Source organism: Hymenobacter properus (assembly GCF_015694735.1).
In the GTDB taxonomy this organism is placed as follows: Bacteria; Bacteroidota; Bacteroidia; order Cytophagales; family Hymenobacteraceae; genus Hymenobacter; species Hymenobacter properus.
Genome location: NZ_JADQDP010000007.1, coordinates 21,071 through 37,107, shown reverse-complemented (window position 1 = coordinate 37,107; position 16,037 = coordinate 21,071). Strand labels below are relative to the sequence as shown.

Below are 16,037 nucleotides of genomic sequence, written 5' to 3'. Positions count from 1 at the left end.
AACTCAGCCCAGCGTCTTTTGCGGACTGTGGGGCCCTGAATTCAAGGGCGGCGGCGCGCTCAGTTCAGCCTTTGCCGGCCACTGCGGGCTGCGAAACGCCACCGTGCGCAAGCCCGCCCGCACCCCACTGGCTCCCGGCAGCAGCATGACTTGTGCCGAGTGCTGGGCCAGGGCCTCCCCCACCGTGCGCACGGCCCCGGCGGGCACTGCCCGGTGCTCCAATTTGGCCAGCAGCTCGTCGCCGTTCACTTCGGCGATGCGCGCGGTGAGCAGCGCCTCCAGTTCGGTCCGGTGCGCTACGCGGGCGGCGTTGGTCTGGAAGCGGGCATCGATGGCCCAGTCAGGCCGGCCCAGCGCAGCGCATAGGTGGCGGAATTGTCCATCAGACCCCACGGCCAGCACCAGTTGGCGGCCGTTTGCGGCACGGTACACGGTGCCGTAGGGCACGATGCTAGGGTGGCCCGAGCCCAGCGGCTGCGGGTCGTGGCCCGTCACGAGGTAGGTGGCCGCCTGGTTGGCTAGCGAGGCCAGGGCGCTGTCGAGCAAGCTCACCTGCACCAGCGCGCCGCGCCCGGTGCGCTCCCGTTGGAACAGAGCCGTGAGCAGGCCCTCTTTTAGTTGGTGCGCGGCCAGCAAATCAATCAGCGCCACGGGCATTTTCTGGGGCGGCTGGCCCGGGCCGGCGGCGTTGAGGTACATGAAGCCGGCCTCGGCCTGCAGCACGGCGTCGTAGCCGGCGCGGGCGTTTTCGGGGCCGTAGCCGGTGAGGTGACCGTAAATGAGGCGTGGGTTTTCGGCAGAAAGCGTGGCGTAATCGGCGCGGAGCTTTTCAGCGTCACCAGGCTTGTAGCTGGCCAGCACAATGTCGGCTTTGGCGGCTAGCTGCAGCAACTCGGCCTGGCCGGCGGCGGTGGTCAGGTCGAGCACCAGCGACTGCTTGCCCCAGTTAGAAGCGGCGAAATAGGCCGACACCGAAGCATCATGAGTTGCTTGCGCGCCGGAGGTTTCGGCGCTGGTTTTCCAGGTGCGGGTGACGTCGCCGGCGGGGCTTTCAATTTTCAGAACTTCGGCGCCCAACTCGGCAAAGAATTGGCCCACCTGCGGGCCGGCCAGCACGGAGGCTAACTCCAGTACGCGGAGGTGGGCAAAGGGTGTCTGAACCACGGATTTATCGGATTATGCGGATTGACTGGCTTTTAGCTGCGATGACTTACAGTTGAGGACGGCGCGCGGCCTCGGTGATTGTGCGCCGGTAGGGCTTGGTGGTTAGGACACATTGTTATTCTACCCGCCCGGTTCGGATAAACACCGGAAATGTCACCTCTCGCGTGCCTGGCCCCCAAAGCTGCGTCAGCTCCTCAGCCACCAGCGCCACAAGGTCGGCGCCGTGGTGCTGCTTGGCATAGTTGGCCGCGGCCGACCACGTGCCCAGGTAGCCCAGCATGTCGGCCACCGTCCACTGCCGTTTTTCCTCGAAACGCGCCCGCTGCACATCGGCAAAGGGAAAGGGAATGCGGGCGTATTCTTCGGTGATGTGCCGGCGGTTGGCGTCCCAGTACGGGGCCGAGGTTTCGTCGTGGAAGCGGTCGAGGGCCGCGTTGAGGGCGGCGCTGTCGGTGCGGCAGAAATTGTAGCCCCACTCGGCCAGCACGGCGCCGGGCCGGGCCACGCGGCGCACCTCGGCGTGGTACGCGGCGTGGTCGAACCAATGCACGGCCTGCGCCACGGTGATGAGGTCGAAGCGCTGGGCCGGGAACGAGGTATGCTCGGCTTGGGCCGTTTGATAGTGAATGTTGGGGCGTGGCGCGGCCTGGGCCAGCTGCTTTTCGCTGAGGTCGGTGGCATCCACGCGCACGAAGCTGTCGGCCAGCACCACAGCTACCTGGCCGTTGCCGGTGGCGCAATCCCAGGCCCGCTCGCGGCTTTCCACCTGCGGCAGCAGCCAGTCGTAGAGCGCGGCGGGGTAGTCGATGCGGTAACGGGCGTAGTCGGCAGCCTGGGTGGAGAAACGGTCGAGGGTGGGCATGGGTGGGGCAGGTTAGAAGCGAGTCGGACGCCGTAAAGAACGTCATGCCGAGCGCAGCCGAGGCATCTCGCTGGGATAGTAATTCCCTCGCCTGTCATCCTGAGCACCGCGAAGGACCTTCTCACGTGAGAGAAATTTGCTCTGCCATGAAAAGGTCCTTCGCGGCGCTCAGGATGACAAACGGCGCCCGGCATGACGTTCTTTTCCACTCATTCATCCGCTGAAGCGCAACAGCCTCCACCCTCGTATCTTTACCTCAAATCAAGCGGTTTGCTGACCACGGCATCAAGGTCAGCCTTTTACAACTTTCATTAGCTGAACCTTGACGTTTCACGAATTTAGCCTCCATGACGACCTGCTGGCCGGCATCGACGCCATGAACTACCAGCAGGCCACCCCCATACAGGAGCAGGCCATTCCCAAAATCATCGAAGGCAAAGACCTGATTGCCTGCGCCCAAACCGGCACCGGCAAAACCGCCGCCTACCTGCTGCCGCTGCTCGACAAGATTTCGCACGCCAAGCACGGCCACACCACCACCCTCATTCTGGTGCCCACCCGCGAGCTGGCCACCCAGATTGACGAGCAAGTGATGGGCTTTGGCTACTACGTGGAGGCCAGCTCCATCGCCATCTACGGCGGCGGCAAATCGGAGAACTGGGAGCAGCAGAAGCGCGCCCTCACCTCCGGCGCCGACATCATCATTGCCACACCCGGCCGCCTCATTGCCCACCTGCAAATGGGCTACGTGAAGTTCGACCAAATCAAGTACCTGGTGCTGGATGAGGCCGACAAAATGATGGACATGGGCTTCTCGGATGACATCCTGAACATCGTGCGCCAGCTGCCCAAGGAGCGCCAGACGCTGCTGTTCTCGGCCACCATGCCCAATAAAATCCGGGAGTTCTCGCAGCAGATTCTCAACCAGCCCGATGAAATCCGGCTGGCCGTATCGAAGCCCGCCGCCGGCATCGACCAGCAGTTTTATATGGCCTACGACCGCCAGAAAATCTACCTGCTCGAGCACATCATCAAAACCCAGGACGTGCAGAGCATGGTGCTCTTCACCAGCCAGAAAGCGGCCGTGGGCGGCATCGTGCGGGCCGTAAACAAGCTGGGCGTGGAGGCCCGCGGCATCAGCTCCGACCGCACCCAAGAGGAGCGCGAGGAAATCATGCGCGCCTTCAAAAACAAGCAGTTCCCCATTCTGGTGGCCACCGACGTGCTCAGCCGCGGCATCGACATCGACTCGCTGAGCCACGTGGTGAATTACGACATCCCGCGCGCCGCCGAGGACTACGTGCACCGCATTGGCCGCACCGCCCGCGCCGCCACCAAAGGCACGGCCATCACCTTCATTTCGGACCAGGACCAGGACCGGGTGGTGAAGATTGAAAAGCTCATCGAGCGCGACATCGAGAAGCAGAAAATCACCGAGGAGTTGGGCTTGGGCGAGGCACCCGAGTTTGACCCCAAGCGCTTTGCCGGCCTGGGCGGTAAAGTAGGTGGCCGCCCGGCCCGCGGCGGCAGCGGTGGCGGAGGCCGCGACCGGGGCCCCCGCGCCGAAGGTGACCGCGGACCCCGCCGCGAAGGTGGTCGGGATGGCGGCCGCAGTGGCCGTGACGGCGGCCGCGACGGCGGCAAGCCCCGCCGCGACGCCCCCGACCCCAAAGACCCCAAGCACCTGGAGCGCCTCGCCGCCGCCAAAAATGCCCTGGCCGCCCTCGATGCCGGCCAGGCGCCGGCCGTGCCCTATCAGCGTCCGCCGCGTGAGCCCCGCCCCGAAGGCGAAGAGCGCCGCGAGCGTCGGCCCCGGCCCGAGCGCACCCCGCGCGCCGAAGGCGAAAGCCGTCCGCCGCGCGAGCCCCGTGCAGAGGGTGAGGCCCGCCCGCCACGTGAGCCCCGCCCCGAGGGCGCTACCGCCGAGGCTGGTGGCGAGCAGAAGCGCCGTCGCAGCCGCGGCGGGCGCAACCGCAAGCGCGGACCGAAGCCGGAAGGCAGCGGCACCGCCAGCGCCGCGGCCCCTACTCCGACTGCCGAGTAATTCACCCATTGAAAAAAGCCCCGCTGCGAATACAGCGGGGCTTTTTTATTGCCTTACTTCTCTTCCTTCACCGTCGCTCGCGCCACCAGATAGGTGGGCAGCTTCTGTACGGCCGTGTTGAGCCTAGCAATGTTTTGCTGTTGCAGCTCTTTGTCCTCCAGGTTATTGTTGTAGCAGAGAAACAGGTAGTAGGCCAGCACCCGGTTGTAGGCGTCGAGGCTGGGGTCGGCCACGATGCCGAGCAGGCGCTGCTCCAGTTCCCGGGGCTGCTGGGTTTCGGCCAGGGCGCGCCCGAGCCGGCCCAGGCTGCCGAAATAGTGGTTGCGGCTGGCATTGTCGATGCGCAGGCTGATGCCGAGCATGAGGTCGGGCACGTTGATGTCGAGTTCTTCCAGTTCGCGCAGGTAGGTTTTGCGGCCGGCCCAGGCGTAGCTGCCGTCCGACACGCGCTCGAACCGGTCGTTCATGATGTCGAGGTGGGCCCGCAGAAATGTTTCCCAATTCACCGTTTCGGCCGAGAGTGTGGCAATGCCTAGCGCGTGGCGGCGGGGACTGTCGTCCATGCTGCAACCGCCGACCACAATGCGGCTGCGCTTGAACTCCAGCGCCTTCTGAGGCGAATAGTAGCGGGCCACGTATTCTTCAAACTCGTCATCGGTGGCCCCGACGGTGTTGGCACTGGTTACGGCCTGGGCTAGCAACTCCCGAAATTTGGGCGTGCGGGCCAGTTGGTCCATTTTCGCAAACCGCTCCGTTTGCCATTTCTCGAAGGCTGCCCATTGGGCTTTTTGCTCGGTCTCTGTCGTCTTATTGGAATATTCAAGCTTGGGCTGCTGGGTTTGCTCGTGCGCGTAGCTCATGAAGGCCGCTTCGGCCCGGGGCTCGTTCTGGCGGTAGCGCACGCCCGTGCGCTTGGCCGATACGAAGTATATCTGGGCCGTAGTGTCAATCAGGCAGTCGGCGTACTGCACCAGGTTGGCGTATTGGGCCGGCAAGGCCGGCTGCGAGAGGGCATCAGGAAAATAAAAGGCCCTCAGCGAGGCATCAGAATAAGAACTCTTGGCCTCAGCCTGAATAACCCAGCGCCCCGGCGCTGGGGCGGCGGGTTCTTTTAGCCGAAGCAGGTGTTCGCCCTGGTTGTTGAAGGGGATGCTGCGGTACACCGTCGCCGGCTTTTTGCTGTTGTCCTCGTATTCATCGAGGTAGCTGATAACCAGCAGGTCTTTCTCAACCGTCGCCGCCGGAAAGCGCGCTTGAAACGCCTCGGGTGTGAGGCCCTGCTCCAGCGCCAGCCGGGCCTGCTTGAGGTCGCCCTTTTCCAGCGCGATGTAGCTGGCCTGGCCCTGCCGGTAGCTGCGGTAAGCCCGCCGCAGCTCGCACACCTTGTGCTTGAGGTTGAGCGAATCGACGATGCGCCGCAAGCGGTTCATGGTGTGGGGCGAATAAACCAAGCCGTTGGCCGTAGGGCCAAACTCACCCTGCTTATCCGCCGCGGCCTGGGACGGGGTTGGTTGGGCATGACATGCGCCGAACCACATCAGGGCCAGCCCCACGATGTAAACGTTGTGCTTCATACAAGCGCGACAAGAAGCCGGAGCCGCTACCGGGAAAAGATGTATGGCTATCTATTTCCCCAACGATGCCTTTAGGAGGCGTATTGCACACCAGCCGCGCTTCCATTCATGGGATTATTTGCAACGGCTACTTAATAGCAACACTGCTGCATAAAAAGCAAAAAGCCCGCATTGCGCGCAATGCGGGCTTTTCTCAAAGCGTTGTTCTACCCTATTTTACCGCTGGACTTACCCCAGCACCTGCCCTATCCCAAACAGCACCGTAAACACCAGCGTGCTCAGGGCCATTTGCTTAAGCAGCGGGTCTATCTGCATCGACTCCTGCCGCTGCCACACCTGAATGGCATTGAAGGCAAACAGCGGCACCGCCAGCGCATACAGCCACTGCCAGGGCGAGTGATAGGTAAGTGCCACAAACACCGTGGCGCAGCCCAGCCCGATGATGAGCAGCAGCCAGTGGTAGCGCCGGGCGTGCACCGCCCCCAGCCGAACCGGAATGGTGATTTTGCCGGCCAGCACGTCGGAGTTGATGTCGCGGATGTTGTTCACATTCAGGACGGCCGTGGCAAAGCAGCCCAGCGCGGCCGCCGGCAGCAGCACCTGCAGCGGCAGGCTACGGGCTTGCAGAAAGTAGGTGCCGCACACGCCCACCAGCCCAAAAAACAGAAACACCGAAATGTCGCCCAGCCCAGCGTAGCCGTACGGGTTCGAGCCCGCCGTGTAGTTCACGGCCGCCCAGATGGCCGCCAGCCCCAGCGCCAGAAACCCGAGAAACAAGCCCAGACCCGCCGCGCCCAGCGCCACCCACAGTAGCGCCAGCCCGCTGCCTAGGGCCAGCAACCCGCAAATCCACATGCCGCGCTTCATCTGCTCCGGCGTGATGGCGCCGCTCTGCACGGCGCGCTGCGGGCCCTGGCGGTGCACACTGTCGGCGCCGTTTTGGGAGTCGCCGTAGTCGTTAGCCAGGTTGCTCAGGATTTGGAGCAGGATGGTCGTGAGGGCGGCCAGGCCCACCACCAGGCCGTTGAACTGGCCGTTGGCTTTGGCCAGGAAGCCACCGGTGAGGATGCTGGCCAAAGCTAACGGCAACGTGCGAGGGCGGAATGCGGAAATCCAAGGAGACATGGGTATTACTAAAATTCGTCATCCTGAGCGCAGCGAAGGACCTTGTCACGTTGGAAAACCACTCACGTGACAAGGTCCTTCGCTGCGCTCAGGATGACAAAATAACTATCTACTTCGTGATATCGGCCAGCAGCTCGGGGCTGAGGGGCTTCACTTTCGAGGGGTAGAACTTCACGACGTGGCCTTTTTCATCCACCAGGTATTTGCAGAAGTTCCAGTTCGGCGCGTCAGACACCGCGCCGTTTTTGGTTTTGTCGGACAGGTACTTATAGAGCGGCGCGGCATCGTCGCCCTTCACCGACACCGTTTCGAACAGCGGAAAAGTTACGCCGTAGTTCTTCTCGCAGAACGAGGCCACTTCGGAATTGGAAGCCAACTCCTGGTTGAAGCTGTTGGACGGGAAGCCCAGCACCGTCACCTTGCCCGCGTATTGCTTCGACAGCTCCTCCAGCTCCTTGTATTGCGGGGTGTAGCCGCATTTGGAAGCGGTGTTCACAATGAGCAGCTTTTTGCCCTTGTACTGGCTCAGCTTCACGTCTTTGCCATCAATAGATTTCACCGTGAAATCGTACACGGACGGCGCGGCTTTTTCGGTTTCGGCGGGCGTAGGCATGGCGGTGGGAACGGCTGGCTTGGCGGCGATGAAAACCACGGCCGTAGCGGCGGTGGCCAAAGTGAGAAGAAGAGACTTTTTCATGGGTTGAAGGTAATGGCTTGCGCGGTTGCGTGCCTAACCATACGAAGGCCAATAGGGTTTCGGACCTAGAACCATAGCGCATAATTTGTAGTCCGCGCCACCGCGCTGCTTGGGTATCATTTTGTAAAGCAGCCCAGAAAGCTCGCGCTACAGCACCACCAAAAACGCTGTCAGCTCGCCCGCATACGTGAGCGTGAGGCGGTGCATGGCGCGGGTGCAAGCCACGTAGAGCATGCTCTTGTCGACTTCGGTTTGGTAGTTGCGGGCCGAGGCGAAGGGCACGACGACTTCATCAAACTCCAACCCCTTCGCCAGGTGCGCGGTGGTGAGCACCACGCCCTCTTTGAAGTGCGTAGACTCCTCCGTGAGTAGTTGCACCCCTTGCCCTTCCAGCGCCTGCTGCACTTGCTCAGCCTGTCGCGGCGTTTTGCAAATGATGCCCAGCGAGTTACTGCCCGAATCTTTGAAAGCTGCCACTAGCTGCTTCAGCATCTCCAGTTCCCCGGCGTGGCTGGAGCAGTGCACAAAAGCAGGCTCTTCCCCGTGCCTTTCCAGCGGGATGATGTTCGGGTTGGGCGTGATGCGTTGGGCGAACTGCGTAATCTCGATGGTGGAGCGGTAGCTGCGGTTCAGCCGCACAATGTCGGCCTGCGGGAAAACGCGCTCAATGGTTTCGGCCGATGAGGCGCTGTAGGGGTTCACCATTTGGTTCACGTCGCCCAAAATGGTCTTGCGGCAGTTGAACACTCGCGACAGCACGGCGTACTGCACCGGCGTGTAGTCCTGCATCTCGTCCACCAGCAAGTGCTTCACGTGGTCGTAGGCCGAGATGCCTTCCAGGCGGATGCGCAGGTAAATCAGGGCGAATACGTCGGCGTACTCCAGCGTCTGCCCAGGTTCGTAGCGGAACAGCTCAGGCCGGCCCAGCCAGCGGTAGAAGTCGCGGTAGAAATCCAGCACGTTGTTGAAGCGGAACATACGCGTGAGCGCCTCCCCTATCGTGTTTTTCTCGCCGTTGGTGAGCTTACGGTTGGCGGCGGTGCGCACGAAGGCGCGCACGTCGTCGCCCACCAGTGGGAAACGCTTCAGGAGCGGTACCCGGTGGTAGGTCTTGAACTTCTGCGTCAGCAAGGCGCTGGGTACCACCGTGCGGCCCACGCGCAGCTCGCTCGCGCTGAAATAGTTGTTCTCGACGTGCAACAGGTACTTGTTAAGCTGGCTGAGGAAGTCGAACGAGGATTTGAACCGGATGCGCTCGATGAACGCCGGGTTGTGGAGCTCCAGCAAGGCCGTCACCTGCTCAAAAAAGGTCTGGAACTGGTACTGCTGGCCCAGCAAATCAGCCGCCAGTTCCTCCATCACCGTCTCAGGAATATGCTCCTCCCCCAGCTCGGGCAGCACGTTCGAGATATAGTCGGCAAAGACCTTGTTGGGAGAGATGATGAGAATGTCTTTGGCCCCGATGCTGTCGCGGTAGCGGTAGAGCAGGAACGCAATGCGGTGCAGGGCGATAGATGTTTTGCCCGAACCCGCCACACCCTGAATGACCATCACCGAAGCCTCCTCGTTGCGAATCACCGCGTTTTGGTCGCGCTGAATGGTGGCCACGATGTTCTTCATCTTGTCATCCGACGACTTGGCCAACTCGCGCTGAAGCACCTCGTCGTGGATGTTCACACCATTCTCAATCAGAAACTCCAGCCGCCCGTCCTGAATTTTATATTGCCGCTTGAGGTCGATGCGGCCCTCAATAGAACCGGACGGGGTCTGGTAAGCCGCCTCGCCCAGCTCATAATCGTAAAACATCGACGAGATGGGGGCCCGCCAGTCGTAGATAAGGCCGCGCCGCTGCCGCTCGTCCACAAACGAGTGCACGCCGATGTATACCGGCGTGGTCACGTTGTTGCGGGTCGTGAAGTCGATGCGGCCGAAGTAGGGCGACTGCAGCAGCTTGAGCAGCTTGCGCTTGCGGGCCACGGCGCCGGCACCGGTGTAGGCCATGCGGTCGATGGACTGGCCGGCGGCCACCATGTCGGCCTCGTCCATGCCCGACTGGTTTTCGTGGATGTACTCCTTCTTTTCCCGCAATTCGCTGGAAAACTGCCGCACCGAGTCGTCGACGCGCCGCACTGCCAGGGTCAGCTGCTCCTTGATTTCTTCGAGGTGTTCCCGCTCTTCTTGTTCGGTTGCGTTCATCGCAGATGGTTGTAGCGTGGACTCTGCGAGTCCGCGCATGGGCGAACGTTATCGGTAATGCGCGGACTCGCAGAGTCCACGCTACATCACGTAGTCGGCGGCGTCAGCCACTTTTCCAGCTGCACCGGCTGATAGGCAGCCATTTGCTTCAGCAGTTCCTCGGGGTTGGCCGATTGCAGAAGTTGGGCGCGGTTTTCGGCGCGCAGGAGCTGGTCGGCGGCCATACGGTCGAGGGCTTGCAGCAGCAGGTCGTAGTAGCCGTCCACGTTTAGCAGGGCCACGGGCTTACGGTGCAGGCCGAGTTGACCCCAGGTCAGCACCTCAAACAGCTCTTCGAGGGTGCCGTAGCCGCCGGGCATGGCAATGAAGCCATCGGCACGGTCGGCCATCATCAGCTTGCGCTCGTGCATGGACTTAACCACGTACAGCTCCGTGCAGCCCTTGTGGGCCAGCTCCTTGGCATCCAGAAAATCGGGAATCACGCCGATAACCTGACCGCCTTCTGCCAGCACGGCATCAGCAATGGTGCCCATGAGGCCCACGCGCCCGCCGCCGTAAACCAGCGTGAGGTTTTGGGCCACCATGGCTTTGGCCAGCGCCTGGGCCTGGGTGATATAATTAGGGTTGGTTCCGGCGCTGGAACCGCAGTAAACGGCAATGGATTTCATGTGTTTTTGGTAGTTGGGCAGTCCGTCATGCCGAGCGCAGCCGAGGCATCTCGCCGCGGAAGACTAATTACTTCGGCACGCGAGATGCCTCGGCTGCGCTCGGCATGACGGGTTACAATTTCCGTTTTGGCGATTACATCCGCTCGGGCACCTGAATGCCCAGCAGGCCCATCGCCGCTTTAATCTGCTCGCCCACGCGGGCGGACAGCGCCACCCGCAGGCTGCGCTTGGCCGGGTCGGTTTCCTGGAAAATCGACACCTCGGCGTAGAAGCGGTTGTAGGCCTTCGCCAAGTCATAAGCATATTGCGCGATGACGGCCGGCGAGAGATTCCGGGCAGCTTCGGCCACCACGCCAGCGTAGCGGGCCAGCTCCTGAATCAGTTCCTGCTCAGTCGCTTCCAACCCGGCAATGCTGCTCCAATCAGCCGATTCATCGATGCCAAGTTCGGCGGCTTTGCGACGGATAGCGGCAATGCGGGCGTGCGAATACTGAATGAACGGGCCGGTGTGGCCTTCCAGGCTCACCGACTCTTCGGGGTTGAAAAGCATGCGCTTTTTGGGGTCTACCTTCAGCAGGTAGTATTTCAGCGCGCCGAGGCCCAGCGTGTGGTACAGTTCCTCCAGCTCCTCATCGTTGAGGCCTTCGGTTTTGCCTTTTTCGAGGGTGGCGGCTTTGGCGGCGGCCACCACGTCGCGCACCAGTTCATCGGCGTCTACTACGGTGCCTTCGCGCGATTTCATCTTGCCCGAGGGCAAATCCACCATGCCGTAGCTGAGGTGGTGAATGGCGTCAGCGTAGGGCTTGCCCAGCTTTTTCAGCGTGGCTTGCAGCACCTGCATGTGGTAGTTCTGCTCGTCGGCAATGACGTAGATGCTGCTGTCGTAACCGAAATCCTGGTATTTAAGCTCGGCCGTGCCTAGGTCCTGAGTGATGTACACACTGGTGCCGTCGGCGCGGAGCAGGAGCTTTTCATCCAAGCCCTCGGCCTGCAAATCAACCCACACCGAGCCGTTGTCTTTCTTGAAGAACACGCCTTTTCCCAAACCTTCTTCTACCCGCTCCTTGCCCAGCAGGTAGGTTTCGGACTCGTAGTAATACTGGTCAAAGTCAACACCGATGTTTTTATAAGTGGCATCGAAGCCTTCATACACCCAGCCGTTCATCTGACTCCAGAGGGCTTTCACTTCAGGGTCGCCGGCTTCCCAGGCCTGCAGCATCTGCTGGGCCTCGGTCATGAGCGGGGCCTGCTTTTTGGCAATGTCGGTGGCCACGCCTTCGGCTTCGAGCTGCTTGATTTCCTCGCGGTAATGCTTCTCAAACAGCACGTAGTATTTGCCGGCCAGGTGGTCGCCCTTCATGACGGCGCTCTGCGGGGTTTCGCCCTGGCCGAAGTGCTGGTAGGCAATCATCGACTTGCAGATGTGAATGCCGCGGTCGTTCACCAAGTTGGCTTTGGTGACGGTGGCGCCGGTGGCTTTCAGAATCTCGGCCACCGAGTAGCCCAGGAAGTTGTTGCGCAGGTGGCCCAGGTGCAGGGGCTTGTTGGTGTTGGGCGATGAATACTCCACCACCACGCGCTGCGGGGCGCCCTCGGTGGGTACCGGCGCGGCAGCGGGCTGCGCGCGCAACTGCTCGAACTGGGACAGCCACTCAGCATCGGCAATTTCGATATTGAGGAAGCCTTTCACCACGTTGTAGCCGCGCACGCGGGGCTCGTTGGCTTTCAGCCACTCGCCCAGGGCCTGGCCGATTTGCTCGGGACCTTTGCCCAGCGCTTTGGTGAGTGGGAACGTGACGAGGGTGAAGCTGCCGGCAAACTCCTTGCGCGTGGGCTGGAGCGTGAGGCTGGCGGTGGGCACTTCAACGCCAAAAACGGCCTGAGCGGCGGTTTGCAGGGCGGTTTTGAGGGAGGATTCTAGCTGTTGCACGGGGCAAAGGTACGGGCGGAGGCGGCCGTTATATAGTAGCGCCGGCTTTAGCTTGGCTCAGCTTTGGTGGTTGCACGCATCCCCGTGCCGTTTGGCCGGAATCGTTTTGCCACACGACATATGCCGTTGGCACTAGTTGCTTTTGAGTCCGGAGCCTTGCGCTTGAATGGAATTTGCCCGCGCCGGGAGGCCTATCAGAACAAATGCCAGCACGGGTTTCTACGCTCTTGAAAACGGCCTGTCTTCAATGGTTATGAGCCAGTGCGTTTGCCGAGTGCGGCCCCCTTTCCGCCGGGTGCCCGGCGTCGTTTAGCGGAATGGTTTATCCCGGTGCAACGCGCGAGGTAGTTTTGCTGGCCGTCCCGCTTCGCTCCCGCGGGCACAGCTGCTCCGTGTCATCCTTGCCCGCTGCCCCTCGTTTTCACGTCCTCGACCACGGCGCCCTGTTCGCCGCCGAGCAGGTATGGCACACCGACGCCGGCGCCGTCGAAACTTGCCGCGGCACCTGGGACTTCGCTCATGTGGCCGGCGTGCTGGCCCCGGTGGCGGGGCAGTTCCCCACCGTGGAAGGGCCCACCTGCGCGCTGGTGTGGATGGGCGAGCACCTACACATTCGGGCCGAGTACGCCCGGGTGCTGGCTGCCTGGCGCCGCTATCGTCGCCTCCACGGCGGCTCATCGCAAAGCGCACCGCTCCTGCGCTGGGGAGCCAACTAAGCTCCGTCAGGCACTGCGCGGCGCCTCGGCTGCGCCCGGCATGACGTACTATTTCAACTCATTCACCGGCTCACCACCTCGTCCATCCGCAGCCGGTTTTCAATGGCTTCGGTGGCTATTTCCAGGATGTTGAAGGCGTTTTTGGCCATGGTGTTCCCGTTGTCGAGTGTGGGGTTGATTTCGACCATCTCGAAGCATACCACCCGGTCATTTTCCAGTAGGTCCTGGCAGAGGTTTTCGGCTTCGGAGAGGTAGAGGCCGTCTTCCACGGGCGTGCCGGTGCCGATGCTGAAGCTCGAATCGAGACTATCGACGTCGAAGGAAATGTAAACGAGGTCGCAGAAGCGCAGGTGTTCGTAAATCTCGCGACTGAGGCGGCGCGAGCCTTTGGCTTTGATTTCGGGGAGCTTTATCCACTTGATGCCCAATTCCTCAATGAGGGCGTCTTCCTCTTCCTCGGTGTCGCGCACCACCACGTACACTAGGTGTTCGGGCTTGAGTTTGGGGCCGGGCTCGGCCAGGTTCTGGAGGCGGCGCCAGAAGAAGATGGTTTCCGGGTCGGGGTCGTTGCGCTGGTGCTTGAGGTTGTCGATGCCCAGCGAGGCGGCCAGGGGCATGCCGTGCACGTTGCCGCTGGGCGTAGTGTAAGGGGAATGGATGTCGGCGTGGGCGTCAATCCAGATGACGCCCAGCGTCTTGGCCGGGTAGGCGGCCTTGATACCGGCAATGGTGGCGTTGGCCGAGCTGTGGTCGCCGGCCAGCACCAGCGGAAACTCGCCGAAGCGCAGCGTCTGCTCCACGGCGTTGGCAATACCCTTCTGCACGGTGTAGATGCTGTCGATGTGCTTGGCGAAGGGGAAATGGTTTTTCTCAAACAGCACGTGGTTCAGGTCGGGCAGCACCACGGAGTTGAACCGGCGGAAATAGTCGGAGCCTTTGTTAAGGCAGGCCACGCGCAAGGCGTCGATGCCCATGCTGGAGCCGCGGGTGCCGGCCCCGAGCTCGGAGCGGACTTCCAGTAATTTGATGCGTTTCATCGGAGGGTGGGAATTGGGGATAGCAGAGTGGCGGCATCGTTCCAAGGTGTTTAGTTGTCAGTTGCTCGTTGTTAGTTGCTAGCATCGATGAACGACCTGGCAACTGGCAACGAGCAACTGACAACTAAAAACACTTCGAGCGCTGCCTTGCGGCAGAAGCATCTGCCGTAGCCAAGTCGCTAATATTCCATCGTCACGATGCGGGGCGAGCTAACGGAAGAACAACATGCGGTTCCCGGCCGTTAATCTGACCCCGGCGGTACTTTTGTACTGCCCGCCGCAAAGGTCGGGCTTTTTCGCCGTTTTCAAAAACCGAATGGATACGTACCACGACCTCATTTCCCAGACCTTCGACTTCCCCACGGCCGACTTTACCGTGCAGGACCACGAGCTGCAATTCCACGGCATCGACTTGATGGGCCTTGTGGAGAAATACGGCACCCCGCTGCGCCTCACCTACCTGCCCAAAATCAGCTCCCAGATTCAGCGGGCCAAAAAGTGGTTTGCCGAGGGCATCGAAAAGACTGGCTACACCGGCACTTATTCTTACGCCTATTGCACCAAGTCGTCGCACTTCCGTTTCGTGCTGGAAGAGGCCCTGAAAAACGACATCCACCTCGAAACCTCGTCGTGGTTCGACATCAGCATCATCCGCAACCTGCACGCGCAGGGCAAGGTCGACAAGCAGAAGCACATCATCTGCAACGGCTTTAAGCCCGAGGCTTACAAGAAGGAAATTGCCGACCTCATCAACGACGGGTTTGTGAACTGCATGCCCATCATTGATTCGCCCAACGAAATCGAGTACTACCACGACCATGTGAAGGAAAAGGTGAATATGGGCATGCGCCTGGCTTCCGACGAGGAGCCGCGCTTCCAGTTCTACACCTCGCGCCTGGGCGTGCGCTACGCCGACGTGATTCCGCTCTACGAGCAGCGCATCAAGGACGACCCGCGCTTCACGCTGACGATGCTGCACTACTTCATCAACACCGGCATCAAGGACACGTCCTATTACTGGTCGGAGCTGAGCCGCTTCGTGCACAAGTACTGCGAGCTGCGCAAGGTGTGCCCCACCCTCACCACCATCGACATCGGCGGCGGCTTCCCCATTCAAACCAGCATCCAGCCCGAATACGACTACCCCTACATGGTGGCCGAAATTCTGCGCACCATCCAGCGCATCTGCAAGGAAGAAGGCGTGCCCGAGCCTAACATTTTCACCGAGTTCGGCATCTTCACGGTGGGCGAAAGCGGCGCCATCATCTACAGCATTCTCGATGAGAAGCTGCAGAACGACAAAGAATTGTGGTACATGATTGACGGCTCGTTCATCACCAACCTGCCCGACACCTGGGCCCTGAACCAGCGCTTCATTATGCTGGCCGTGAACGGCTGGAATAAATCCTACAAGAAGCTGCAGCTCGGCGGCCTCACCTGCGACTCGCAGGACTACTACAACGCCGAGAAGCACATCTACCAAGTGTTCCTGCCCGAGCGCAAGCCCACCGATGCGCAGCCGCTCTACGTGGGCTTTTTCCACACCGGCGCCTACCAGGAGAGCCTGAGCGGCTACGGCGGCATCAAGCACTGCCTCATTCCGGCCCCGCAGCACGTCATCCTGGACCGCGCCGCCGATGGCACGCTCACCGATACCGTTTTTGCGCCCCAGCAGGAAGCCGGCAGCATGATGCGCATCCTCGGATACGAATAATTCAATTTCGGCGGCGGGAATTTTTCGCAGAATATAGCGTTGGCTGCTTATCTTTGAAGCCTAGCCTCGTCATCCCTCACCCGTTTTCTATAAATTATGAAAAAGTTCGTATTGCTCGCCGCCGGTGCTGCCGCTCTCACCCTCGGCGCCTGCAACCGCCAGAAGTGCCCCGCCTACAGCAGCACCAAGGAAGCCAACCGCATTTCCTCGCCCATCACGGCCAGCGCTGCTGCCCCGGCTTCGCGCCTGTAGGGCTTGGTAGCTTTTGAAATAGAAAAGGCCGGCTTCCCGCGTGGGAGGCCGGCCTTTT

Annotated in this window: 13 protein-coding genes; 4 read left to right on the top strand and 9 right to left on the bottom strand. The window is 61.3% G+C overall.

The window, feature by feature from the left end; genetic code table 11:
- Positions 1–3 precede the first annotated feature (3 nt).
- The gene (locus I2I01_RS21420) at positions 4–1,164 is read right to left on the bottom strand and encodes a CaiB/BaiF CoA transferase family protein (protein ID WP_196288575.1); all 1,161 of its coding nucleotides are present in this window, start codon (positions 1,162–1,164) and stop codon (positions 4–6) included.
- Between the two features lie 115 nt (positions 1,165–1,279).
- On the bottom strand, positions 1,280–2,026 hold the full coding sequence (locus tag I2I01_RS21415; RefSeq protein WP_196288574.1) for a class I SAM-dependent methyltransferase: 747 nt from the start codon (positions 2,024–2,026) through the stop codon (positions 1,280–1,282).
- A 322-nt stretch (positions 2,027–2,348) separates the two neighbouring features.
- Here I2I01_RS21415 and I2I01_RS21410 point away from each other — a divergent pair, with 322 nt between their 5' ends.
- Complete coding sequence (locus I2I01_RS21410; protein WP_211538086.1) at positions 2,349–4,070, top strand: DEAD/DEAH box helicase; 1,722 nt, start codon at positions 2,349–2,351, stop codon at positions 4,068–4,070.
- A 53-nt stretch (positions 4,071–4,123) separates the two neighbouring features.
- On the opposite strand, the gene I2I01_RS21405 is transcribed toward I2I01_RS21410, so the two are convergent.
- The 6 genes from I2I01_RS21405 to argS form a co-directional block, all read right to left on the bottom strand.
- Positions 4,124–5,644, bottom strand: coding sequence for a hypothetical protein (locus I2I01_RS21405; RefSeq protein WP_196288573.1), 1,521 nt, complete (start codon positions 5,642–5,644; stop codon positions 4,124–4,126).
- A gap of 228 nt (positions 5,645–5,872) precedes the next feature.
- Positions 5,873–6,769 carry a 1,4-dihydroxy-2-naphthoate polyprenyltransferase gene (locus I2I01_RS21400; protein WP_196288572.1) on the bottom strand — a complete coding sequence of 299 codons (897 nt, stop codon included), beginning with the start codon at positions 6,767–6,769 and terminating at the stop codon, positions 5,873–5,875.
- A gap of 109 nt (positions 6,770–6,878) precedes the next feature.
- The gene (locus I2I01_RS21395) at positions 6,879–7,466 is read right to left on the bottom strand and encodes a glutathione peroxidase (protein ID WP_196288571.1); all 588 of its coding nucleotides are present in this window, start codon (positions 7,464–7,466) and stop codon (positions 6,879–6,881) included.
- Between the two features lie 147 nt (positions 7,467–7,613).
- Positions 7,614–9,662, bottom strand: a complete 2,049-nt coding sequence (locus I2I01_RS21390) for a HelD family protein (protein ID WP_196288570.1) — start codon at positions 9,660–9,662, stop codon at positions 7,614–7,616.
- Positions 9,663–9,748: 86 nt separating this feature from the next.
- A complete protein-coding gene (locus tag I2I01_RS21385) occupies positions 9,749–10,330 on the bottom strand; it encodes an LOG family protein (RefSeq protein WP_196288569.1) in 582 nt (193 codons plus the stop codon).
- Positions 10,331–10,463: 133 nt separating this feature from the next.
- Positions 10,464–12,260: an arginine--tRNA ligase gene (gene argS / locus I2I01_RS21380; RefSeq protein ID WP_196288568.1), complete on the bottom strand. Its 1,797-nt coding sequence runs from the start codon at positions 12,258–12,260 to the stop codon at positions 10,464–10,466.
- Between the two features lie 392 nt (positions 12,261–12,652).
- Between argS and I2I01_RS21375 the strand changes: the two genes are divergently transcribed.
- Positions 12,653–12,976, top strand: coding sequence for a hypothetical protein (locus I2I01_RS21375; protein ID WP_196288567.1), 324 nt, complete (start codon positions 12,653–12,655; stop codon positions 12,974–12,976).
- A 62-nt stretch (positions 12,977–13,038) separates the two neighbouring features.
- Here I2I01_RS21375 and I2I01_RS21370 read toward each other — a convergent pair whose 3' ends face one another.
- The gene (locus I2I01_RS21370) at positions 13,039–14,013 is read right to left on the bottom strand and encodes an arginase (RefSeq protein WP_196288566.1); all 975 of its coding nucleotides are present in this window, start codon (positions 14,011–14,013) and stop codon (positions 13,039–13,041) included.
- Positions 14,014–14,329: 316 nt separating this feature from the next.
- On the opposite strand from I2I01_RS21370, the gene I2I01_RS21365 reads away from it, so the two are divergent.
- Positions 14,330–15,727, top strand: a complete 1,398-nt coding sequence (locus I2I01_RS21365) for a type III PLP-dependent enzyme domain-containing protein (RefSeq protein WP_196288565.1) — start codon at positions 14,330–14,332, stop codon at positions 15,725–15,727.
- A 96-nt stretch (positions 15,728–15,823) separates the two neighbouring features.
- Positions 15,824–15,979, top strand: a complete 156-nt coding sequence (locus I2I01_RS21360; RefSeq protein ID WP_196288564.1) for a hypothetical protein — start codon at positions 15,824–15,826, stop codon at positions 15,977–15,979.
- Positions 15,980–16,037: the final 58 nt, after the last annotated feature.

Coding starts and splice junctions, on each gene's coding strand:
- I2I01_RS21400 (WP_196288572.1), bottom strand. CDS start 6,769: ATGTCTCCTTGGATTTCCGCATTCCGCCCTCGCACGTTGCCGTTAGCT.
- I2I01_RS21365 (WP_196288565.1), top strand. CDS start 14,330: ATGGATACGTACCACGACCTCATTTCCCAGACCTTCGACTTCCCCACG.
- I2I01_RS21405 (WP_196288573.1), bottom strand. CDS start 5,644: ATGAAGCACAACGTTTACATCGTGGGGCTGGCCCTGATGTGGTTCGGC.
- I2I01_RS21370 (WP_196288566.1), bottom strand. CDS start 14,013: ATGAAACGCATCAAATTACTGGAAGTCCGCTCCGAGCTCGGGGCCGGC.
- I2I01_RS21360 (WP_196288564.1), top strand. CDS start 15,824: ATGAAAAAGTTCGTATTGCTCGCCGCCGGTGCTGCCGCTCTCACCCTC.
- I2I01_RS21385 (WP_196288569.1), bottom strand. CDS start 10,330: ATGAAATCCATTGCCGTTTACTGCGGTTCCAGCGCCGGAACCAACCCT.
- I2I01_RS21395 (WP_196288571.1), bottom strand. CDS start 7,466: ATGAAAAAGTCTCTTCTTCTCACTTTGGCCACCGCCGCTACGGCCGTG.
- I2I01_RS21415 (WP_196288574.1), bottom strand. CDS start 2,026: ATGCCCACCCTCGACCGTTTCTCCACCCAGGCTGCCGACTACGCCCGT.
- I2I01_RS21390 (WP_196288570.1), bottom strand. CDS start 9,662: ATGAACGCAACCGAACAAGAAGAGCGGGAACACCTCGAAGAAATCAAG.